Source organism: Paraburkholderia tuberum STM678 (genome assembly GCF_902833905.1).
In the GTDB taxonomy this organism is placed as follows: Bacteria; Pseudomonadota; Gammaproteobacteria; order Burkholderiales; family Burkholderiaceae; genus Paraburkholderia; species Paraburkholderia tuberum.
On record NZ_CADFGP010000042.1, the window covers coordinates 1 to 21,129 of the forward strand.

Here is a 21,129-nt window from a genome sequence, read left to right on the forward strand (position 1 = left end):
GTCCACACCGTGCGGCTCTGGCAGAAATACTAACCCGCGTTTGAGTCCTCGCGGCGGGCCAGCCTCTACCTCGCGGAGTCATACTGACTAGTTCAGTTAGCATTGTAAAAGGCCGTGCGAGAGAGCATAAGGGTGCGAAAGCGGGCGTGCTGGCGGTGCGTCGAGTTCGCATCACCGGTATGCAATGTGCTGCGAGTGAGCGTAGAAGGTTCTGTAGAACGGGCGATCTTTTTCGCGCGCATCTCGTCTGATCAACACGTAACTGCGTCGTTGGCTGGCGCGATCTAAGGGTTTTCGCTTGCAGATCAACACGATGCGCGTAAGTGGCCGGTAAGTTGCAGCGCTTATGGTTAAGCCTTGACGCGGAATAGGATCGCGCAGGGCGCCCGCATGCACGGATGTTGCGATGCCGCACGCACGCGCGTTCGACGGTATCGCGAGGTGGGAGACAGCGCCGCTCGTGGCGGCTCGAACAGGATAAGGCCCGCGCGCGCCGCGCGCCGGTACAGGTTTTACGTTTCATCTTCACCAAGGGGTTGTCGATGTCTGCGATTGAATCGGTTCTTCAGGAACGCCGCGTTTTTCCGCCCTCCGCTGACACTGCGAAGGGTGCCACGATCTCCGGCATGGACGCGTACCGGGCGCTCGCCGCCGAAGCGGAGCGCGACTACGAAGGCTTCTGGGGGCGTCTCGCGAAGGAGACGCTGAGTTGGCACAAGCCGTTTACGAAGGTGCTCGACGAATCGAAGGCGCCGTTCTACACGTGGTTCGAAGACGGCCAGCTGAACGCGTCGTATAACAGCATCGACCGTCACGTCGAGGCCGGCAACGGCGAGCGCGTCGCGATCGTGTTCGAAGCCGACGACGGTAGCGTCACGAACGTCACCTATCAGGATCTGCTGCAACGCGTATCGCGCTTCGCGAATGCGCTGAAAAAACGCGGCGTGAAGAAAGGCGACCCGGTCGTCATCTATATGCCGATGTCGATCGAGGGCATCGTCGCGATGCAGGCGTGCGCGCGGATCGGCGCGACGCACTCGGTCGTGTTCGGCGGCTTCTCGTCGAAGTCGCTCAACGAGCGGCTCGTCGACGTCGGCGCGGTCGCGCTGATCACGTCCGACGAACAGATGCGCGGCGGCAAGGCCTTGCCGCTGAAGAACATCGCCGACGAAGCGCTCGCGCTCGGCGGCTGCGAGAAGGTCAGGAGCGTGATCGTGTACCAGCGCACCGGCGGCAAGGTCGCGTGGGACGCAGGGCGCGACCTGTGGATGCACGAACTCGCACAGGCCGAGTCGGACCAGTGCGCGCCCGAATGGGTCGACGCCGAGCATCCGCTCTTCATCCTCTATACGTCGGGCTCGACCGGCAAGCCGAAGGGCGTGCAGCACAGCACCGGCGGCTATCTGCTGTGGGCCGCGCAAACGCTGAAATGGACCTTCGACTGGCGCCCCTCCGACGTGTTCTGGTGTACCGCCGACATCGGCTGGATCACCGGCCATAGCTACATTACGTACGGGCCGCTCACGCTTGGCGGCACCCAGGTCGTGTTCGAGGGCGTGCCGACCTATCCGGACGCCGGGCGCTTCTGGCAGATGATCGCGAAGCACAGGGTCACGCTGTTCTATACGGCGCCTACTGCGATCCGCTCGCTGATCAAGGCCTCCGAGGCCGACGCTAAAGTGCATCCGAAGAGCTACGACCTGTCGACGTTGCGCATCATCGGCACGGTCGGCGAACCGATCAATCCGGAAGCGTGGGTGTGGTACTACGAGAACGTCGGCGGCGGCCGCTGTCCGATCGTCGATACGTGGTGGCAGACCGAGACCGGCGGCCACATGATCGCGCCGATGCCGGGCGCGACGCCGCTCGTGCCGGGTTCGTGCACGCTGCCGCTGCCGGGCATCATGGCCGCGGTCGTCGACGAAACCGGGCAGGACGTGCCGAACGGGCAGGGCGGCATTCTGGTGATCAAGCGCCCGTGGCCGGCGATGCTGCGCAACGTGTGGGGCGATCCGGAACGCTACAAGAAGAGCTACTTCCCCGACGAGCTCGGCGGCAGGCTCTACCTCGCCGGTGACGGCGCGGTGCGCGACAAGGAGACCGGCTACTTCACGATCATGGGCCGCATCGACGACGTGCTGAACGTGTCGGGCCATCGTCTCGGCACCATGGAGATCGAGTCGGCACTGGTGGCCAATCCGCTCGTCGCGGAAGCCGCCGTGGTGGGCCGCCCCGATGCGACGACCGGCGAGGCGGTGTGCGCGTTCGTGGTGCTCAAGCGTGCACGTCCGCAAGGCGAAGAGGCCATGAAGCTCGCGAACGACCTGCGCAACTGGGTCGGCAAGGAGATCGGTCCGATCGCGAAGCCGAAGGACATCCGTTTCGGCGAGAACCTGCCGAAGACGCGTTCGGGCAAGATCATGCGTCGTCTGTTGCGTTCGCTCGCGAAAGGCGAGGAAATCACCCAGGACGTGTCGACGCTGGAAAACCCGGCGATTCTCGATCAGCTCGGCGAGTCGATTTAAAGCGTTGTAAGCGGATCTGCGCGGACGGCGGCGGCGGTGTCGATCGACACGCTTGCGGGCACGCCGCGCAGACCCGTTATTCGAGCGGACGGCTTGCATCGCGGCGTTGCGCGGACAATCCCGATTGCCTCGCCGATGCCTTTTTGATACATAGGCGCATGGCCGCGCCGCACCTATCCTCCCACGCCAGGTTGAACCCCCCGCCCGAACCGCCACCGGTCTCGGCGGCGATGGCGCTCGTGCATCGCAAGTACTGGCGTTTCAACCTCGCGCTGATCGCGGTGCTGATGACGCTTGGCTTCTTCGTCTCCTTCGTCGTGCCATTGCTGGCGCCCGCGCTCGCGCAGGTGCACGCAGGCGGCTTCAGGCTGCCGTTCTACTTTGGCGTACAAGGCGCAATCCTGATCTACCTCGCGCTGATCGTCGTCTATATCGTGCTGATGCAGCGCGCCGATCGTCAGTTGCAGCACGCGTTCGAAGCGGATTCGCAGCGCGATGCGGCAAGCTGTCCCGCCGCGGATTCCACCACCGGCGCGAACGATGACGTCGCGATCGGCAAGGCCGCGCCGGCCGCGCGCGGGCGCTGAGCCGATGAAGCTCACGCATCGGCTGATCCGCTCGTACGCGCTCTATACGCTCGGCTTTCTGCTGTTCGTCTACGTGATGTGGCGCATCGAGCGCAGCACCGGTCCCGGGATGTGGATCGGCTATGTGTTCCTGTTCGTGCCGATCGCGGTGTATGCGGTGATCGGCGTGCTGTCGCGCACGTCCGACCTGGTCGAATACTACGTAGCGGGGCGGCGCGTGCCGTCGGCGTTCAACGGCATGGCGACCGCGGCCGACTGGTTGTCGGCCGCGTCGTTCATCGGTCTGGCCGGCTCGATCTACGCGACCGGCTACGACGGCCTCGCGTACCTGATGGGCTGGACCGGCGGCTATTGCCTCGTCGCGTTCCTGCTCGCGCCGTATGTGCGCAAGCTCGCGCGCTACACGATTCCCGATTTTCTCGGCACGCGCTATTCGAGCAACGCGGTGCGCGGCCTCGCGGCGCTCGCCGCGATCCTGTGCTCGTTCGTTTATCTGGTCGCGCAGATCCAGGGCGTCGGGCTGATCGCGACGCGCTTTATCGGCGTCGATTTCGCGGTCGGCATTTTCTGCGGGCTCGCGGGCATTCTGGTGTGCTCGTTTCTGGGCGGCATGCGTGCCGTCACGTGGACCCAGGTCGCGCAGTACATCATCCTGATCCTCGCGATGCTGATACCGGTATCGATGATCGCGCACAAGGACGGCCTCGGCTGGGTGCCGCAATTCAGCTACGGGCGCCTGATGGAGCGCATGGAAGGGCTCGAGAAACAGGTGCGCGACGCGCCGCTCGAGGAGCGCGTTCGCGACGACTATCGACGCCGCGCCGCGTTGATGCAACTGCGGCTCGATACGCTGCCGCAATCGTTCATCGAGGAAAAGCAGCGGCTCACGCAGGAGGTCGCCGATCTGCGCCGCCATAACGGTCCGTTGCGCGAGATCAACGAGCGCGAGCGCGCGCTCGAACAGTTTCCGCGCGATGCCGCCGCCGCGCAGATCGTCTGGAGTCAGAAGCGAGACGACATGCTGATGCGGGCGAGCGCGCCGGTGCCGATGCAGGAACCGTTTCCTGCTGTCGGTGAGGAAGACCGGAGCACGCACGCGCGTAACTTTCTATCGCTGCTGCTGTGTCTGTCGCTTGGCACGGCGAGCCTGCCGCATATCCTGACGCGCTATAACACGACGACTTCGGTGGCGTCGGCGCGGCGCTCGGTCGGCTGGACGCTCTTTTTCGTCGCGCTGTTCTATCTGACCGTGCCGGTGCTGGCGGTGCTGATCAAGTACGAGATCCTGTCGAATCTGGTCGGCCATCATTTCGCCGATCTGCCGCAGTGGCTGATGCAATGGCGCAAGGTCGAACCGAGCCTGATCAGCCTCGCCGATACGAACGGCGACGGTATCGTGCGCTGGAGCGAGATCCAGATGCAGCCCGATATGGTCGTGCTCGCGGCGCCCGAGATCGCGGGGCTGCCGTATGTGATGTCGGGCTTGATCGCGGCGGGGGCGCTCGCGGCGGCGCTATCGACCGCGGATGGTCTGCTGCTGACGATCGCGAACGCGCTATCGCACGACGTGTACTACCACATGGTCGATCCGAACGCGTCGAGCCAGCGGCGCGTGACGATCTCGAAGATTCTGCTGCTGGGTGTCGCATTGTTCGCGTCGTACGTGGCGTCGCTGAATACGGGGAATATTCTGTTTCTGGTCGGGGCGGCGTTTTCGCTGGCGGCGTCGAGTCTGTTTCCGGCGCTCGTGCTCGGCGTGTTCTGGAAACGCACGACGCGGCTCGGCGCGGTGGCGGGGATGGTCGCGGGGCTTGTCGTGTGCATCTACTACATCGTGTCGACGTATCCGTTCTTCACGCAGTTGACGGGATTCACGGGTGCGCGCTGGTTTGGCATCGAGCCGATCAGTTCGGGCGTGTTCGGTGTGCCGGCGGGTTTTCTCGTGGCGATCGGGGTGAGTTTGCTCGATCGAAAGGCGGACGCTTATACGATCGCGCTGGTCGACTATATCCGGCATCCGTAGGCGGTTTGCGCGGGGCTTTGGCCAGGGTGTGGCGCAGGGCGCGAAGTTTGCTATAATTCGGCTCCCCGCCGGAGAGATGGATGAGCGGTTTAAGTCGCACGCCTGGAAAGCGTGTATAGGTTAATAACCTATCGGGGGTTCGAATCCCCCTCTCTCCGCCAGGACGTCAAATGAATACGGGCCTTTCGGCCCGTTTTTCGTTCTACCCGCACCAGTACCCACACGCGTGCACGCGGTGCAATTTCCCACCCGTCGGCGGCCATTTCGATGCGTCGTCTACGAACAACACAGGTCGGGGTTTTCCGGGGCTCGGCTCGACAAAGAGACTTACCGGGGAACAAATGAAAAGCCCCGCTCGGGGCGGGGCTCATTCAGGCCTATGCCTAAGGCTTTCTGGCAGTTCGATCGGCGAGGCAAGAGAAGAAAATATGTTTGCGAGATCCTGGTAGTCAAGCCTGCCTTCAGCCACGTCAACCATGATCTCTTCGAGCGCCTGAGTACGACGGACTGCGTACCCTTCAATAAGCAAATAGGTTAACGCCGAAACCAGCGCCGTCCTCTTGTTGGCATCCGAAAAAGCGTGTCCGCGCGCGATCGCTTCTGCGTAAAGCCCGGCGATCTCAAAGACATCCTCCAGTCCGCCATAGTGAATGCGGTTCTCAATACGACCAAGGGCACCCTCCAAGGTGCCCCTGTTCGTCGTGCCAACGAGTCCTGGTTCGCGGGAGAGAATAAAGTCGTGCACGATCACGACCATACCCGCATCAAGAATCATCTCTTTGCCAGCGCTTGAATGACAGCATGATGCTGTTCGTACACGCGTTTGGCTGCATTGAGGATCTGCTTACGACCATCCGCGGAGCTTGCATTGACCTTTGTTGTCGGGAGCTGTACGCCTGCCCGGGCCTTGACTTCGACTCCGTGGATGTTCCCGGTCTTTCCTTTCATGACCATAGAATCTCCTTCGGGGTTGGGTTTTAAGGGGCTGTCACATCGTTGTTAACGTCGATTCTACACACAAGTTTAGTTTCCTGAACGGTGCTGTTTACCACATCACCCCTCATCCCCCTCCCGCAACTCCCCCGTATTCCCCCGTTCCGCGCAAGCGCCCGTAACAGGCGGCCGCCCCCGCGTCGCCTCCGACAGCGTCACTCCCTGCTGAATCCCAGCCTTCGCCAGCATATGTGCGCTAATCGGCGCGGTGAGAAACAGAAACGCCGGAATCAGCAACTCGTGCAGGCTCGCGAAGTTGTTATGCGCGCTGAAATACACCACCGACGCGAGCACGATGCCGCCCACACCGAGCGTGGTCGACTTGGTCGGACCGTGCAGCCGCATGAAGAAGTCGGGCAGCCGAGCGAGCCCGACCGCCCCGACCAGCGTGAACAGGCTGCCGGCCAGCAGCAGCAAACAAACGATCGCTTCGACAAAAGTTTCCATCGGCATACCCCACGCTAGTTGAGTTCGATGATGTCGCCGCGCTGCAGGTACTTGGTGAGCGCGACGGTACCCACGAAACCCATCACGGCAATCAGAAGCGCAACCTCGAAGAGCACCGTCGAGCGCAAGCTGATGCCGTACACGACGATCAACGCGATCGCATTGATGTTGAGCGTGTCGAGCGCGACGATGCGATCGGGCAGCGACGGCCCGCGCACGAGGCGCCACAGCGCGAGCAGGAACGCGATGCCGAGGATCGCGAGCGAGATCGGAATCACGATGGCTAGCATGCGAAGATCTCCATCAATGGGGCTTCATAACGGGACTTGATGAGCGCGATGAGTGCCGCTTCGTCGCCGAGATCGAGCACGTGCACGCAGAGGCGCGTGCGGTCGTCGCTGAGTTCGGCGCACAGCGTGCCAGGGCTCAGCGAGACCACGCTGATAAGCACCGTGAGCGCGATCTCGTGGGTGCTGTCGAGCGGCACTTCGATGAACGCCGGGCGCATCCGCCGCGTCGGGCCGAGCACGAGCAGCGCGACCTCGACGTTGGCCACGATGATATCGACCAACACATGCCAGGCGAGGAGCACGAGCAGCCACGGTCGGCCGAAGCGCACCGGTCGCAGCCACAAGCCTTCGGCGACGCGAAAAGAGATCACGTAGCCGAGCGCGGCGCCGAGCAGCAGATTGCCCGGCGAGACGTCGTTCATCAGCAGCACCCAGCAGATGATCAGCAAGACCGCGAGCCACGGGTGGGGGAAGAGCCTTTTCAACATCGTCAGTTCCCTTGTGCGTCGGCCGTGGTCGCGGCGGCCGCTGGTGGCGAGGAGCGCGCCGCGGGCAGGATCGCGTGCACGTAGGCGGCGCGATCGAATAGCTGTGTCGCCGTATCGGTGAGATAGTGCCGCACCGCGCCCGCGCCGAGCGTGATGGCCACGACACAGCCGAGCAGGATCGCGCAGGCGGCGAGCTTCGCATTACTGCCACGGGGTGCGCGCTCCTCTTTGCCGGCGGCGGCGCGCTCGGCCGGCGCGGCCCACATCAGGCGCGTGCCCGTGCGGCTCAGCGCGACGATCGAGAGCAGGCTCGACAGCAGTACGGCCGGCCACAGCACGACTGCCGCGCCGAGCGGCGTGGCGGCCAGCACCATGGCCTTGCCGAGGAACCCGGACAGCGGCGGCAGGCCCGCGGCGCCCACCGCGGCGATCAGATAGAGCAGCGCGGCGAGGTTCGACGGCCACGGTGCATGCGTGCGCGGGACCGCTTCGACCGTAGCTTCGGCTTCGGTGTGAGCCGGTTCCCCGACCAGCACGGCGAGCGCGCCGGCCGTCTCGACCTGCAGCGGCTGCGCCCGCGCCAGCGTCGCCACCGCTTCGCCGTCCGGGTCGGGCGAGATGGCCGCCGCGGCCGCGTCGTCGAGCGCTTCGAGCGAGCCGGGCTCGATCGAATTGGCATCGGCGGAAACGGCGGCATGGGCGGCGTGCGGGGTCGGGGCTTGCTCGGGTTCGAGCGTGTCGGCGAGCAGGAACAGCGCGCCAGTGCAGAGCGTCGTGCTGATCAGGTAGTAGAGCAGCGCGCTCCATGCAAGCGGCGTCTGTAGTGCGATCGCCGCGATCAGCAGACCCACCGAAACCAGCACGAGATAGCCCGTCGTGGTCTTGAGACTCGACACCGCCAACGCGCCCAGCGCGCCGAACACGATCGTCGCGATCGCGAGCCACCACGCCCACTGATGCATGAACGCATCGAGCACGCCGCCCGCCGCGCCGAACACGAGCGCGTCGCAGCGCAGCATCGCATAGATGCCGACCTTGGTCATGATCGCGAACAGCGCGGCCACCGGGCCGATCGCGCTGCGGTAGGCCTGCGGCAACCAGAACGACATCGGAAACACGGCGGCCTTGAGGCCGAACACGAGCATCAGCGTCGCGCCCGCGAACTGCGCGAGCGGCAGCGACTCCGGCCCGAGACGCGCCAGACGTTCGCCCATGTCGGCCATGTTGAGCGTGCCCGTGACGCCGTAGAGCACGCCGATCGCGATCAGAAAGAACGACGAACCGACGAGGTTCATCAACAGATAGTGCAGCCCGTTGCGCACCCGTCGCGCGCCGCCACCATGCAGCAGCAGCGCGTACGACGCGATCAGCAGCAGCTCGAAGAACACGAACAGGTTGAAGAGATCGCCCGCGAGGAAGGCGCCGTTCAGGCCCATCAGCTCGAACTGGAACAGCGCACGGAAATAGCGGCCGCGCCTCGCGTCCTCGCTCGAGGTGCCGAGCAGGCAGCAGACCGCCAGCACGGCAGTGAGCACCAGCATCAGCGCGCCGAGCCGGTCGAGTTCCAGCACGATGCCGAACGGCGCGGGCCATGCGCCGAGCGCGTAGCTGGCGATCTCGCCTTGCGCGGCGCGCGCCATCAGCAGGCACGCGACGGGCAGCAGCGCGATGATGGCGAGCGCGTTCAGCGCGCGTTGCAGGCGTTTCGCGCGCAGCGGCAGCACGACGATGACGCCCGCGGAAAAGAGCGGAATCAGGATCGGGAGCAGGAGAACGTGGTTCATTCGACGGGCGTCTCCTCGTCATTGACGTGATCGTTGCCCGTGATCGAAAACGAGCGCAGCGCGAGCACCACGGTGAAGGCCGTCATTGCGAAGCCGATCACGATGGCCGTCAGCACGAGCGCTTGCGGCACCGGATCGACGTATTGCGCCCCCGCCGCGATGACCGCTGGCTTGCCGATCGCAAGCCGGCCCATGCCGAGCAGGAACAGGTTGATCGCATACGAGAACAGCGTGATGCCGAGAATCACCGGCAACACCCGTGCGCACAGCAGCAGGTAGATGCCGCACGCGCAAAGCACGCCGATCGCGATGGCAAAGGCGGCTTCCATCAGCTTTTCTCCACGGACTGCATGTCCTTGTCGCGTACGCCGAGGTGCGAGACGATCGTGAGCGTCGTGCCGACCACCGCGCCCGTTACGCCGAGATCGAACAGCATCGCCGTGGACAGTTCGATCTCTCCGATCAGCGGCACGTGCAGGTGCCCGAACGCACTGGTCAAAAACGGCTGGCCGAACGCGAGACTGCCGAGCCCCGTGGCCGCGGCGATCAGAATGCCGAAGCCCGCAAGCGCGCGGTAGTTGAGGTGGATGCGCGACTCGGTCCACAGCACCCCGCTCGCGACGTACTGCAGCAACAACGCGATCGAGAGGATCAGCGACGCGATGAAGCCGCCGCCCGGCAGGTTGTGGCCGCGCAGGAACACGAACACGGCGACGAGCACGGTGAGCGGCAGCATCAGCCGGGCGAGGATCGCGAGCATCAGCGGATGCGATTGCGACGACCATGGCCGGCCATCCGGCCCCGCATCGGGCGACTTCAGGCGCAGCCCGCGCAGCAGCGCCTTGACGGCGAGCCCCGCGACCACGAGCACGCTGATTTCGACCATCGTGTCGAAGCCGCGGAAATCCACGAGGATCACGTTGACGACGTTGTGGCCGCCGCTGCCGGGCAGCGCATTGGCGAGGAAGTACGGAGCGATGCCGGGCAGCGGCGCGCTCGTCATGATCCTGTACGATACGGCGCCGAGCAGCGCGCCGCCCGCGAGCGCGAGCACGCCGTTGAGCAGCCGGACGGGGAGCGGCTCGACGGCGCGTTGCAGCGCGGGCAGGAAATAGACGGCCAGCACGAGCAGCAGGATCGTGACCAGTTCGACGGAGATCTGCGTGAGCGCGAGATCGGGCGCGGAGAAGCGCACGAAGGCGAGCGACACGAGCAGGCCGCAGGTGCTCAGCATCACGAGCGCGTAAAGGGTGCGCGCACGCACGCACACCACGCCGACGGCGAGCAACGCCATCAGCACGAGGCCGCCCAGCGTGAACGGATCGGGCGGCAGGCGCGCGTGGCTGCCGCTCCAGGTGTCGAGCGCGACGAGCGGCACGCCCGGCACGATCAGCATCGCCGCGATCATCCATGCGAGGTAGGCCGGCAGCGAGCGCGTCTCGAACAAGCGCACGATCACGCCGGCGCACTGTTCGAGACGCTGCACGAAGCGGTCGAAGATTTCGCTGGCGTTCAACTCGGTAAGCGCCGTGCGACGGTGGCGGAACGCATTGCGGCGCAGGAAAAAGAGCGCCGCACCCGCCGCGAACGACACCGCGCTCATCACGAGCGGCGTATTGACGCCGTGCCACAGGCTCAGGCTGTAGTCGGGCAGCTTGCCGCCGAGCGTGACCCACGCGGCCGATTCGAGCAGCCTGCCGATGCTTTGCTGCGGGAACAGGCCGATCAGCAGGCACAGCGCCACGAGAATCTCGACCGGCAGCCGCATGAAGCGCGGCGCCTCGTGCGGCGGATAGTGCGGCAGATCGCGCGGCGTCTCGCCGTCGAAAAACACGCCCCAGACGAAACGTAGCGAGTACGCCACGGAGAGCGCCGCCGCCACGATCGCGATGACCGGCACGGCGAGGTTCAGCGGCCCGAACATGCTTTGCGCGAGTGTTTCGCCGAAGAACATTTCCTTCGAGAGAAAACCGTTGAGCAGCGGCACGCCGGCCATCGACAGCGACGCGACGCTCGCGAGCACGGCCGTATGCGGCATGTACCTGCGCAGGCCGCGCAGACGGCCCAGATCGCGCGTGCCGGTTTCGTGATCGACGATGCCCGCGGCCATGAAGAGCGACGCCTTGAACACCGCGTGGTTGACCGTGTGAAAGAGCGCGGCGACAGTCGAGAGCTGCGTGTCGAGGCCGAACAGCAGCACGATCAGGCCGAGATGGCTGATGGTCGAATAGGCGAGCAGGCCCTTCAGATCGCGCTGCAACAACGCCATCCCCGCGCCGCCCACCAGCGTGACGAGCCCGGCCACTGTCGCCGTGTACGCCCATAGGTGGGTACCTTCGAAAACCGGATAGAGACGCGCGAGCAGGAACACGCCGGCCTTCACCATCGTCGCCGAATGCAGATAGGCCGACACGGGTGTAGGCGCCGACATCGCGTGCGGTAGCCAGAAGTGAAAAGGAAACTGCGCCGACTTCGTGAACGCCGCGAACAGCGTGAGCAGCAGAATGGCCGGGTAGAGCGGATCGTGCTGCACCTTGTCAAGCTGGGCGAGCACGTCGTTCAGCTCGTAGCTGCCGCATACGTGGCCGAGCAACAGCACGGCCGCAAGCAGCGCGAGACCGCCCGCGCCGGTGATGGTGAGCGCCATGCGTGCGCCGCGCCTTGCGTCGGGCCGCGATGGCCAGAAGCCGATCAGCAGGAACGAGACGAGGCTCGTCAGTTCCCAGAAGATGACGAGCAGCAGCAGGTTGTTCGACAGCACGATGCCGAGCATCGCGCCCATGAAGAGCAGTAGCAGCAGGTACAGACGCGGCAACGAATCGCTGCCGGCGAGGTAGTAGCGTGCGTAGATGAAGACGAGCAGGCCGATCGCGAGTACGAGCAACGCGAACATGAACGAGAGGCCATCGAGGCGCAGCGACAGCGCGAGGCCGATGTCGGGCATCCACTCATGGCGCCATTGCAGCACGTCGTGGTCGCCCATGCCCACGCGCTCGCTCAGCAGCAGCGCGCAGCCGAACAGCGCCGTCGCGAACGCGATCCAGGTGCAGAGCGCGGCGGCGCGCGGCCTCGTGAGCGCAATGAGCGCCGCGGCCATGAACGGAAGTAGGACGAGCCACCCCAGTACCATTCGATGCCCTCCGGGAGTTCGAGTGTTAGACGGTGTGGCTGGCCGGTGGGACTGGGCCGGCGTGCCGCCAGCCGGGCGGCTGCCCACGGGGCACAATCATAGCCGCAAACAGCCCGGCAGTTCACATCGATACATCAAGCATAAATATACGCACCGCGAAGCGCGCGGCGAGCCCGACTGATGCCCAATCATGCCCATTGATGCGGACGCGCGTTCGATTTAACACCCGTCGCGTGACATGCGGCGCGCTGATGCACTGTAATCGGCAAACTTGACGATCAATCGAGGCGCCAAATTGAAAGGAACCGAACTGGATCTGTATACAACTGAAGAGCCAGGCCACAATTGGCTTTCAATCTTTTCGATGGCACATGGGTGTCCGATGTGCCGGGCTACGGTTTAGGTATGGCGTCCCATTTCGACGATGGGCGTCTCCACTGGTTCGAGATCAGCCTCCTTTGTGCATGCCCTCCGGTCTTGCTCTAAACTAGCGCCCGCCCAACCCACGCCCCGATGCGCCCCGTCACGAGCAACAACCGATGCCCCCAGCCTCCATCGATCCCGCCGATTCCCCGCATTTCAGCCTGCCGAAACACCCGCCGTTCCAGCGTTTCTGGTGCACCCGCATCCTGTCGTCGCTGTCGTTCCAGATGCTCGCGGTCGCGATGGGCTGGCATGTCTACGCGCTCACGCATAGCGCGTTCGCACTTGGCCTCGTCGGTCTCGCGCAGTTTCTGCCGATGTTCCTGCTGACGCTCGTCGTCGGCCATGTCGCCGATCGTTACGATCGCCGCCGCATCGCCGCCGTCTGCCAGAGCCTCGAAAGTGTCGCTGCATTGCTGTTCGCGATCGGCACCTTCGGCGGCTGGATCAGCGCGCCGGTCATCTACGTGCTGGCTGCCTGCGTCGGCGCGTCGCGCGCGTTCGAATCGCCGGCCGTGGCGTCGCTGCTGCCGGCCGTGGTGCCGCGCGGCTATCTGCCGAAGGCGACCGCGTGGGCGACGTCCGCCAATCAGACCGCGCAGATCGCCGGGCCCGCGCTCGGTGGTCTGCTGTACGGCATCGGTCCCGGTGCCGCGTATCTCGCGTGCACGCTGACGTTCGCGGCGGCGGCCGCGTCGGTGTGGAGCATTCCGTTGCAGATGAAGCCGGCGAGCCGCGCGCCCGTCACGCTCGAATCGATCTTTTCGGGCATCGCGTTCATTCGTCGCGAGCCGATGATTCTCGGCGCGCTGTCGCTCGATCTGTTCGCGGTACTGTTCGGCGGCGCGACCGCGTTGCTGCCGATCTTCGCGCGCGACGTGCTGCACGCGGGCCCGCTCGGTCTCGGCCTGTTGCGCTCGGGCACGGCGATCGGCGCGCTCGCGGGCACGATCTGGCTCGCGCATTTTCCATTGCGCAACCGGCCCGGCGCGGCGATGTTCGGCGGCGTGATCGTGTTCGGCATCGCGACGATCGTGTTCGGGCTGTCGCATCAGTTCCTCGTGTCGTTGTTCGCTCTGATGGTGCTCGGCGCGTCGGACACGATCAGCGTGGTGGTGCGGCTGTCGCTCGTGCAATTGCGCACGCCCGATGAAATGCTCGGCCGCGTCAGCGCGGTCAATTCGTTGTTCATCGGGACGTCGAATCAATTGGGCGAGTTCGAATCGGGCCTGACCGCGGGATGGTGGGGCGCGCAGCCGGCGGTGCTGGTCGGCGGTGTCGCGACGATCGCGATCGCGCTGTTGTGGATGCGGTTCTTTCCCGAACTGCGGCACACGCGCACGCTCGAGCGCGAAGAGGCGCTCGCGGCGAGCGCCTGATTGCCAGGGCCTGGGCGCCATCGCCCGATCCATGACACGACGAGGAGACGAACCGCATGAGCCAGTCCGAACTGCACCCCGCCGCGCCGGTCGCGGCGACGATCTATCGTGGTGAATCCGTCGAGAACACGCATCTCGCGCACGTCGCGGTCGTCGATGCGCCGCAGCGCCTCAACACGATGGGCGTCGAGATCGGCCGGATGGACTTCTCGATCGAGCTTGCCGCGCATCGTTGAGCGCGGCGACCCGATTCACTGCTCGACACTCCAGACGTCAAGCCGCCGCCGCCTTCGCTGGCGCGGCGCCCAGCGCATCACGGATCGCGTCGGCGAGCTCGCTCGCCGCGAACTTCGCGACATAGCCGTTGGCGCCCGCGTTCTTCACATGCGCCTCATTGGCCGCGCCCGTCAGCGACGAGTGAATGATCACCGGAATATCGCGCGTGCGTTCATCGGCCTTGATCTGGCGCGTCAGCATGAAGCCGTCCATCTCCGGCATCTCCAGATCGGTCAATACGAGCGCGATGGTGTCTTTCGCGCGCGCGCCGTTTTTCTGCGCTTCGCGCGCGACCTGCTGCAGCGTCTGCCACGCTTCCTCGCCGGTCTTCGTCATGATGTAGTCAGCGCCGATCGCGGTGAGCGCCTGTTCGATCAGCTTGCGCGCGAAGCCGGAGTCGTCGGCGGCGAGGATCTTCGCGCCGCGGCGGATGCCGAGCGCCTGGCCGACCGAGGCCGGATCGACGCTCGGATGCTGCGACGGGAACACGTCGCGCAACACCTGCTCGACGTCGATCACCTGGGCGAGGCGCGAGTCGCCGGTATTGCCGTCGATGCGCGCGATGCTCGTGACGAGCTTGCCGCCCGCCGAGCCATCGGCCGACAGCACCTGGTTCCATTCGAGCCGGACGATGTCGTCGACTTCCTCGACCGCGAAGGCCTGCGTCGAACGCGCGAACTCGGTGACCAGCAGGATGTTCAGGCCGCGCGTCGGCTCGCAGCCCATCAGCCGCGGCAGATCGATCACGGGGATGATCTGCCCGCGAATGTCGACCGCGCCCATCACGTAAGGCGACGATCCGGCGATCGGCGTGACGGTCGGCATCGTCGAGATTTCGCGGACCTTGAACACGTTGATCCCATACAACTCGTGCGCGTCGCTGCCCGGCACGTGGCCGAGGCGGTATAGCAGCAACTCGAACTTGTTGGAGCTCGTCAGGTTGCTGCGTTCGGTGTGGCGCTCGTGATTGGCACGGTGGTCGTCTGCCATCGGAATCGTTCTCCAGAATTGCGGTGCTGAGCGGTGCTGAGCGTGCCTGTATCTGGTTATCGGCGCCGATGGCGAAAAATTCAGCACTGCGTGGCAGCGTCGAGCGGCGCGCGCGATTCACGCGAATACGGCAAACGTGTGCGCATTCATATGAGGGTTACCTAAGGTTACAGAAGCGACAGCAGGGTTTCACCTGCCCGACGGTGTGGCTTCTAGAATCGGCAGCGATAAAAGCGTGGCGCCGCGCTGGGCTCGCAAGCAGTCCGCAGCGTTTTGCATCGCACGCTTCGTTCGCGGCGCACACGTGTCCGTCGTTTTGCTTTCAGATGCTTTCACCTCAAGGAGAACGTATGATCCGCCTGCCTTCCGTCCCTTCCGTCGCTTTGGCCCGCATCGCCGCCGTTGCCTGCTTCGGTGGTCTTCTGACGGCCGCCTCGGTGGCCAGCGCGCAGAGCGCCGCGTCCACGGACACGGGCCGCCTGCATGCCGCCGACCAGACCTTCATCGCGGACGGCACGCAAGCCGTCGCGACGCAGCGCGATGCCGCGCGTATCGCCACCGCGCGTTCGGCCGACCGCGACGTGAAGGCCTTCGCCGAGCGCGTGTCGAGCGACGACGCGAAGATCACCGACGCGTTGCGCGCGGCGAGTCCGCGCGGTGTCGACGTGCCGAAGAACGATCCCGATTCGGCCGTGCTCGCAAGCATCAACCACCTGCGCGGCGCGGACTTCGACAAGGTGTACATCGAGCAGGTCGCGCTCGCGGGTGAACAGAAGGCACTGTCCGCTTTCCAGGCGGAAATCGCAGCGGGCCGCGACGAGCAGTTGACGGCCGCCGCGAAACAGGCGCTGCCGACGATCCAGCAGCACTATGCGATGGCGCAGGATCTCGCGAAGCGCAAGCATCTGTCCGTGGCCGCGCAATAAGCGGCGTCACGTCGCTACGCGGCAGGCGGCGGTACTTCGAACCCGGGCTTTTCGGCGATAATCGTGCGCTTCTTCCGACGATTCTTCGCGCCTCCGATTCCAGGTACCGCATGAGCAAGCACGCCAGTCTGCCGCAACAGTTGGACCATCTGCTTCGACAAGCCGTCGCGCTCCAGCAGAACGGCGCGCTCGTCGAAGCCGAGGAGTTGTATCGCGAGATACTCGAACTGAAGCCGAAGCATGGCGACGCGTTGCGCTGGCTCGGCGAACTCGCGCTGCAAACGGGCCGCTTGCAGGAAGGCATCGATCTGCTGAAGAAGGCGCTCGTGGTCAACGCGAGACAGCCGGCCGTGCATTCGAATCTCGCCTATGCGCTGAACGCGTTGCAGCGCCATGACGAAGCGCTCGCGTGTGCCGAGCGGGCGCTCGCGATGCAGCCGAAATTCGCCGATGCGTTGAACAATCGCGGCAACGCATTGGCGGCGCTGAACCGTCCGCTCGATGCGCTCGCGAGCTACGAACGCGCGCTTTCGCTCGTGCCGGAGTTTGCGCCGGCGTGGAACAATCGCGCATGCGTGCTGCGCGATCTCGGCCGCTATGCCGATGCGCTCGATAGCTGCGACCAGGCGCTCGCGTTGCAGCCGAACTATCCGGATGCGTGGAGCAATCGCGGCAACGTGCTCGGCGATCTGAACCAGCCGCACGAAGCACGACACTGCTACCAACGCGCGCTGGAACTTGCGCCTGCTTTCGTCGATGCATGGAACAACCTCGGTCTCGCGCAGATCGATCTGAATCAGCGCGAACAGGCGTTGTCGAGCTATCAGCGCGCGCTTGCGTTGAATCCGGTGTCGGTCGAAACGCACTGGAACCAGGCGCTGTGCCTGCTGCAAATGGGCCGCTTCGATACCGGCTGGCGCGAATACGAATGGCGTTGGGAGCGCAGCCGCATCAAGGCCGGCAGGCGCGCGTTCGCGCAGCCGTTGTGGCTCGGCGATGTTCCGCTCGACGGCAAAACGATCCTGCTGCATGCGGAGCAGGGCCTGGGCGACACGTTGCAGTTCTGCCGCTATGCGCCGCTCGTTGCGAAGCTCGGCGCGAAGGTCGTGCTCGAAGTGCCGGGCGCGTTGTTGCGATTGCTGTCGACGCTCGATGGTGTCGATCAGTTGATCGAAGCGGGGCAGCCGTTGCCGCCGTTCGATTGTCATTGCCCGCTGCTGAGCTTGCCGCTTGCGTTCGGCACGAACGAAGCGAGCATTCCGGCGGCGACGCCGTATCTTTTTGCGCAGCCGGCGGCCGTCAGCGAATGGCGTGAGCGAATCGAACACGACGGCAACATCAACGCGGATGCCGACGCAATCAGGCCGCTGAAAGTCGGCCTCGTCTGGGCCGGCGAGAACCGCGCGCATATCGCCGAGCTGCGCAAGATCGACGCGCGTCGGTCGCTCACGTTCGAGCAACTCGCGCCGCTCCTCGAGGTGCCGAACGTTCGCTTCTTCAGCGTGCAGAAGGGCGCGGCCGCACCGCAATTAGCCGAAAGCGCCTACGGTGAACGCGTCGCCGATTACACCGGGCTGCTGCACGATTTCGCCGATACCGCCGCGCTCGTCGCCAGTCTCGATCTGGTGATTTCGGTCGACACCTCCACCGCGCATCTGGCCGGCGCGCTCGACAAACCCGTCTGGATCCTGAACCGCTTCGACACCTGCTGGCGCTGGTTGCTCGAACGCAGCGACACGCCGTGGTATCCGTGCGCACGTCTGTTCCGTCAACCGGCGCTCGGCGATTGGGGCGGCGTGATCGATGCCGTGCGCGATGCATTGGGGGATCTGAGCGCCCCGCCTTCGTGACGCCTTTGGGCGCACACGCGTAGACTGAACCTCCGTTCATCGATGGCAATGCCACGGAGAGTTCTTCAATGGAATACAGACATCTGGGTGCATCGGGTTTCAAGGTGCCGGTGCTGAGTCTCGGCACCGGTACATTCGGCGGCAAGGGTGAATTTTTCCAGGCGTGGGGTGCGACCGACGTCGCCGAAGCGCGGCGTCTGATCGACATCTGTTTCGATGCGGGCGTCACGATGTTCGACACCGCCGACATCTATTCGAAGGGCGCGTCCGAGTCGGTGCTCGGCGAGGCGCTGAAGGGCAAGCGCGACAAGGCGATCCTGTCGACCAAGGCGACCTTTCGTTTCGACGACGATCCGAACGGCGTCGGCTCGTCGCGCTTCCATCTGATCCAGGCGGTCGATTCAGCGCTAAAGCGTCTGCAAACCGATTACATCGACCTGTTCCAGCTGCACGGCTTCGACGCGAAAACGCCGATCCCCGAAGTGCTGTCCACGCTCGACGACCTCGTGCGCGCGGGCAAGATCCGCTATATCGGCGTGTCGAATTTCTCCGGCTGGCATCTGATGAAGTCGCTCGATATCGCCGACCGTTACGGCTATCCGCGCTATGTCGCGAATCAGACCTACTACTCGCTGGTCGGGCGCGACTACGAGTGGGAGCTGATGCCGCTCGGTGTCGACCAGGGCGTCGGTGCGGTGGTGTGGAGCCCGCTCGGCTGGGGCCGCTTGACCGGCAAGCTCAAGCGCGGCCAGCCGCTGCCGGAGACGAGCCGTCTGCACAAGACCGCCGACATGGGGCCGCCGGTGCCGGAAGACTATCTGTTCCGCGTGCTCGATGCGCTCGACGAAATTGCCGCCGAAACCGGCAAGACCGTGCCGCAGATCGCGCTGAACTGGCTGCTGCAACGGCCGACCGTCGCGACGCTGCTGATCGGCGCGCGCAACGAGGAGCAACTGCGGCAAAACCTCGGCGCGGTCGGCTGGAATCTGACGCCGGAGCAGGTCGCGAAGCTCGATGCGGCCAGCACGGTGCGCCCCGCGTATCCGTACTGGCATCAGGAAGGCTTCGCGGAACGCAATCCAAAGGCGGTTTGAGCGGCGGGTCGACCACGTTCCAGGCGCCGCAGCCGGCGCAATGCGCTGGTCCAGCGCGGCCGCACGCTGGACCAGCGCATCCCATCAAGCCAAACCGCCATTGGCCCGCAATACCTGCCCATTGACCCAACCCGCATCCGGGCCGACCAGAAACGCGACCACGCCCGCCACGTCTTCCGGCTCGCCGAGGCGTTGCAGCGGCGGCATCTTCGCGAACGTCTCGATCTGCTCGTCGGTCTTGCCTTCGAGGAACAGCGCGGTCGCGATCGGTCCCGGCGCGACCGCATTCACTGTGATGTTGCGCCCGCGCAGTTCCTTCGCGAACACACGCGTGAACGCTTCGACGGCTGCCTTGGTCGCCGTGTAGATGCCATAGCCGGGCAGGTTCAGCGCGAGCACGCTGGTCGAGAAATTGACGATGCGCCCGCCGTCGTTCAGGCGCGCGGCCGCTTCGCGCAGCGTGTTGAAGGTGCCGCGCACGTTGATGTCGAAGGTTTGGTCGTAGAGTGCGTCGGGCGTGTCGGCGAGCGGCGTGGGCTTCATCACGCCCGCGTTGTTGACGAGCACATCCACCTTGCCGAGTTCGCGTTCGGTGATCTCGAACATGCGACGTACGTCGCCGGGCTTCGACACGTCGGCTTGCACCGCGACCGCCTTGCCGCCAGCTTCGCGGATCGCACTGACGAGCGCGTCGGCTTCGCCCGCGCTCGCTGCGTAGTTGACGGCGACCGCGTAGCCGTCCTTCGCGAGCCGCTGTGCGATCGCCGTGCCGATGCCGCGCGATGCGCCCGTGACGATGGCGACTTTCGGTTGTGGGTTCGTGCTCATGATTGGTTTCCTCATAGAAGGTGGTGGATCGGTGAGGTGAATCATGAACGCTTTGCGCGCTGAGATAATCAGATTACACTCGCCATCATCATTCCATTTGCTTTAATAATCCGCCGCTATGGACCGTTTCGAGGAAATGCGCGTATTCGTGCGGATCGCCGAGCGCCAGAGCTTCACGCGCGCCGCCGACGATCTGCAAATTCCGCGCGCGACCGTCACCAACCTGATGAAGCGCCTCGAGCAGCGGCTCGGCGCGCGGTTGCTCGAACGCACGACCCGCACGGTGCGGCTCACGCCCGACGGTGAAGCGCACTACCAGCGCTGCGTGCGCCTGATCGCCGATCTGGAGGAGGCCGAGGGGGCGTTTTCCAATCTCGCGCCAAAGGGGCTGTTGCGCGTGAACGTGCAGGGCACGCTCGCGCGGCACTTCGTGGTGCCGGCGCTGCCCGCGTTTCTCGCGCGCTTTCCCGACATCGAGCTGATGATCGGCGAGGACGACCGGCTCGTCGACCTCGTGCGCGAGGGCATCGATTGCGTGCTGCGCGCGGGCGTGCTGCAGGATTCGTCGATGGTCGGGCGGCGTGTCGCGCAACTGCAGCAGGTGACGGTCGCGAGTCCTGCCTATCTGGCCACGTATGGCGAGCCGGCCGATCCTGACGCGCTGTCGACGCATCGCGCGGTCAACTACGTGTCGAGCGCGACCGGCAAGCCGGTGCCGCTCGAATTCCGTGTCGACGGGCGGGATGCCGCGCTTGTGCTGCCGTCGGCGGTGTCGGTCAGCGGCGCCGAACTGTACACGGGCGCGGCCCTCGCCGGGCTCGGCATCGTGCAGGTACCGCGTTACCGCGTGGATGGCGAGTTGGCGGCGGGGCGGCTGCGGGTCATTCTGGCGGACTATCCGCCGCCACCGATGCCGGTGTCGGTGCTGTATCCGCAGAACCGGCAGTTGTCGTCGCGCGTGCGGGTGTTCGCGCAGTGGCTGCGGGAGATTTTCGAGCCGGTGAGCTGAGGGAGCGAAAAACGCAAAGGAATGCGTTTTCGTGGTTAACGCCTGGACATGTGCGCCTCGCATAATGTCATTCTCAAGAGCGCAGAA

At 65.0% G+C, this 21,129-nt stretch carries 18 protein-coding genes, 1 tRNA gene and 1 pseudogene; 10 read left to right on the top strand and 10 right to left on the bottom strand.

Translation table 11 applies throughout. The features are described from left to right. The first annotated feature begins 542 nt into the window (after positions 1–542). The 4 genes from acs (at position 543) to HWY30_RS29125 (ending at position 5,296) form a co-directional block, all read left to right on the top strand. A complete protein-coding gene (gene acs / locus HWY30_RS29110; protein ID WP_090803865.1) occupies positions 543–2,525 on the top strand; it encodes an acetate--CoA ligase in 1,983 nt (660 codons plus the stop codon). A 158-nt stretch (positions 2,526–2,683) separates the two neighbouring features. Further along, on the top strand, positions 2,684–3,112 hold the full coding sequence (locus HWY30_RS29115; protein WP_176078969.1) for a DUF4212 domain-containing protein: 429 nt from the start codon (positions 2,684–2,686) through the stop codon (positions 3,110–3,112). Between the two features lie 4 nt (positions 3,113–3,116). Next, positions 3,117–5,135 carry a sodium:solute symporter family protein gene (locus HWY30_RS29120; RefSeq protein ID WP_090805659.1) on the top strand — a complete coding sequence of 673 codons (2,019 nt, stop codon included), beginning with the start codon at positions 3,117–3,119 and terminating at the stop codon, positions 5,133–5,135. A 70-nt stretch (positions 5,136–5,205) separates the two neighbouring features. Further along, a tRNA-Ser gene (locus tag HWY30_RS29125) sits at positions 5,206–5,296 on the top strand. 206 nt (positions 5,297–5,502) lie between these two features. Here HWY30_RS29125 and HWY30_RS29130 read toward each other — a convergent pair. The 8 genes from HWY30_RS29130 to HWY30_RS29165 all read right to left on the bottom strand — a co-directional run bounded on the left by HWY30_RS29130 (position 5,503) and on the right by HWY30_RS29165 (position 12,267). Further along, a complete protein-coding gene (locus tag HWY30_RS29130; protein WP_208524329.1) occupies positions 5,503–5,910 on the bottom strand; it encodes a type II toxin-antitoxin system death-on-curing family toxin in 408 nt (135 codons plus the stop codon). Then, on the bottom strand, positions 5,907–6,083 hold the full coding sequence (locus HWY30_RS29135; RefSeq protein ID WP_167368631.1) for a hypothetical protein: 177 nt from the start codon (positions 6,081–6,083) through the stop codon (positions 5,907–5,909). The genes HWY30_RS29130 and HWY30_RS29135 overlap by 4 nt, the downstream gene beginning before the upstream one ends. Positions 6,084–6,188: 105 nt before the next feature. Further along, positions 6,189–6,581, bottom strand: coding sequence for a Na+/H+ antiporter subunit G (locus HWY30_RS29140; protein ID WP_090803870.1), 393 nt, complete (start codon positions 6,579–6,581; stop codon positions 6,189–6,191). 8 nt (positions 6,582–6,589) lie between these two features. Continuing rightward, positions 6,590–6,865 carry a K+/H+ antiporter subunit F gene (locus HWY30_RS29145; RefSeq protein WP_018418609.1) on the bottom strand — a complete coding sequence of 92 codons (276 nt, stop codon included), beginning with the start codon at positions 6,863–6,865 and terminating at the stop codon, positions 6,590–6,592. Further along, positions 6,859–7,353, bottom strand: a complete 495-nt coding sequence (locus tag HWY30_RS29150; protein WP_090803872.1) for a Na+/H+ antiporter subunit E — start codon at positions 7,351–7,353, stop codon at positions 6,859–6,861. The genes HWY30_RS29145 and HWY30_RS29150 overlap by 7 nt, the downstream gene beginning before the upstream one ends. Positions 7,354–7,355: 2 nt before the next feature. Next, the gene (locus HWY30_RS29155) at positions 7,356–9,137 is read right to left on the bottom strand and encodes a monovalent cation/H+ antiporter subunit D (protein WP_090803873.1); all 1,782 of its coding nucleotides are present in this window, start codon (positions 9,135–9,137) and stop codon (positions 7,356–7,358) included. After that, positions 9,134–9,466 carry a Na+/H+ antiporter subunit C gene (locus HWY30_RS29160; protein WP_090803875.1) on the bottom strand — a complete coding sequence of 111 codons (333 nt, stop codon included), beginning with the start codon at positions 9,464–9,466 and terminating at the stop codon, positions 9,134–9,136. The genes HWY30_RS29155 and HWY30_RS29160 overlap by 4 nt, the downstream gene beginning before the upstream one ends. Continuing rightward, positions 9,466–12,267 carry a monovalent cation/H+ antiporter subunit A gene (locus HWY30_RS29165; protein ID WP_090803876.1) on the bottom strand — a complete coding sequence of 934 codons (2,802 nt, stop codon included), beginning with the start codon at positions 12,265–12,267 and terminating at the stop codon, positions 9,466–9,468. Before HWY30_RS29165 ends, HWY30_RS29160 begins: the two co-directional genes overlap by 1 nt. Before the next feature lie 539 nt (positions 12,268–12,806). Between HWY30_RS29165 and HWY30_RS29170 the strand changes: the two genes are divergently transcribed. Together HWY30_RS29170 and HWY30_RS29175 are read left to right on the top strand one after the other, a co-directional pair. Continuing rightward, positions 12,807–14,069, top strand: a complete 1,263-nt coding sequence (locus tag HWY30_RS29170; protein ID WP_090803878.1) for an MFS transporter — start codon at positions 12,807–12,809, stop codon at positions 14,067–14,069. Positions 14,070–14,125: 56 nt separating this feature from the next. Then, a pseudogene (locus HWY30_RS29175) lies at positions 14,126–14,242 on the top strand (asparaginase); the annotation flags it as partial. Between the two features lie 100 nt (positions 14,243–14,342). Here the strand turns inward: HWY30_RS29175 and HWY30_RS29180 are convergent. Then, entirely contained in the window at positions 14,343–15,335 is a 993-nt protein-coding gene (locus HWY30_RS29180; RefSeq protein ID WP_090803881.1) for a chemotaxis protein, read from the bottom strand. 350 nt (positions 15,336–15,685) lie between these two features. On the opposite strand from HWY30_RS29180, the gene HWY30_RS29185 reads away from it, so the two are divergent. The 3 genes from HWY30_RS29185 to HWY30_RS29195 all read left to right on the top strand — a co-directional run bounded on the left by HWY30_RS29185 (position 15,686) and on the right by HWY30_RS29195 (position 19,205). Then, the gene (locus HWY30_RS29185; protein WP_090803883.1) at positions 15,686–16,261 is read left to right on the top strand and encodes a DUF4142 domain-containing protein; all 576 of its coding nucleotides are present in this window, start codon (positions 15,686–15,688) and stop codon (positions 16,259–16,261) included. A gap of 110 nt (positions 16,262–16,371) precedes the next feature. Continuing rightward, positions 16,372–18,111, top strand: a complete 1,740-nt coding sequence (locus HWY30_RS29190; protein ID WP_090803885.1) for a tetratricopeptide repeat protein — start codon at positions 16,372–16,374, stop codon at positions 18,109–18,111. A 68-nt stretch (positions 18,112–18,179) separates the two neighbouring features. Next, positions 18,180–19,205, top strand: a complete 1,026-nt coding sequence (locus tag HWY30_RS29195) for an aldo/keto reductase (RefSeq protein ID WP_090803887.1) — start codon at positions 18,180–18,182, stop codon at positions 19,203–19,205. Positions 19,206–19,289: 84 nt separating this feature from the next. Here HWY30_RS29195 and HWY30_RS29200 read toward each other — a convergent pair whose 3' ends face one another. Then, positions 19,290–20,033 carry an SDR family oxidoreductase gene (locus HWY30_RS29200; RefSeq protein WP_090803888.1) on the bottom strand — a complete coding sequence of 248 codons (744 nt, stop codon included), beginning with the start codon at positions 20,031–20,033 and terminating at the stop codon, positions 19,290–19,292. A gap of 118 nt (positions 20,034–20,151) precedes the next feature. Between HWY30_RS29200 and HWY30_RS29205 the strand changes: the two genes are divergently transcribed. After that, the gene (locus HWY30_RS29205) at positions 20,152–21,042 is read left to right on the top strand and encodes a LysR family transcriptional regulator (RefSeq protein ID WP_090803890.1); all 891 of its coding nucleotides are present in this window, start codon (positions 20,152–20,154) and stop codon (positions 21,040–21,042) included. Positions 21,043–21,129 lie beyond the last annotated feature (87 nt).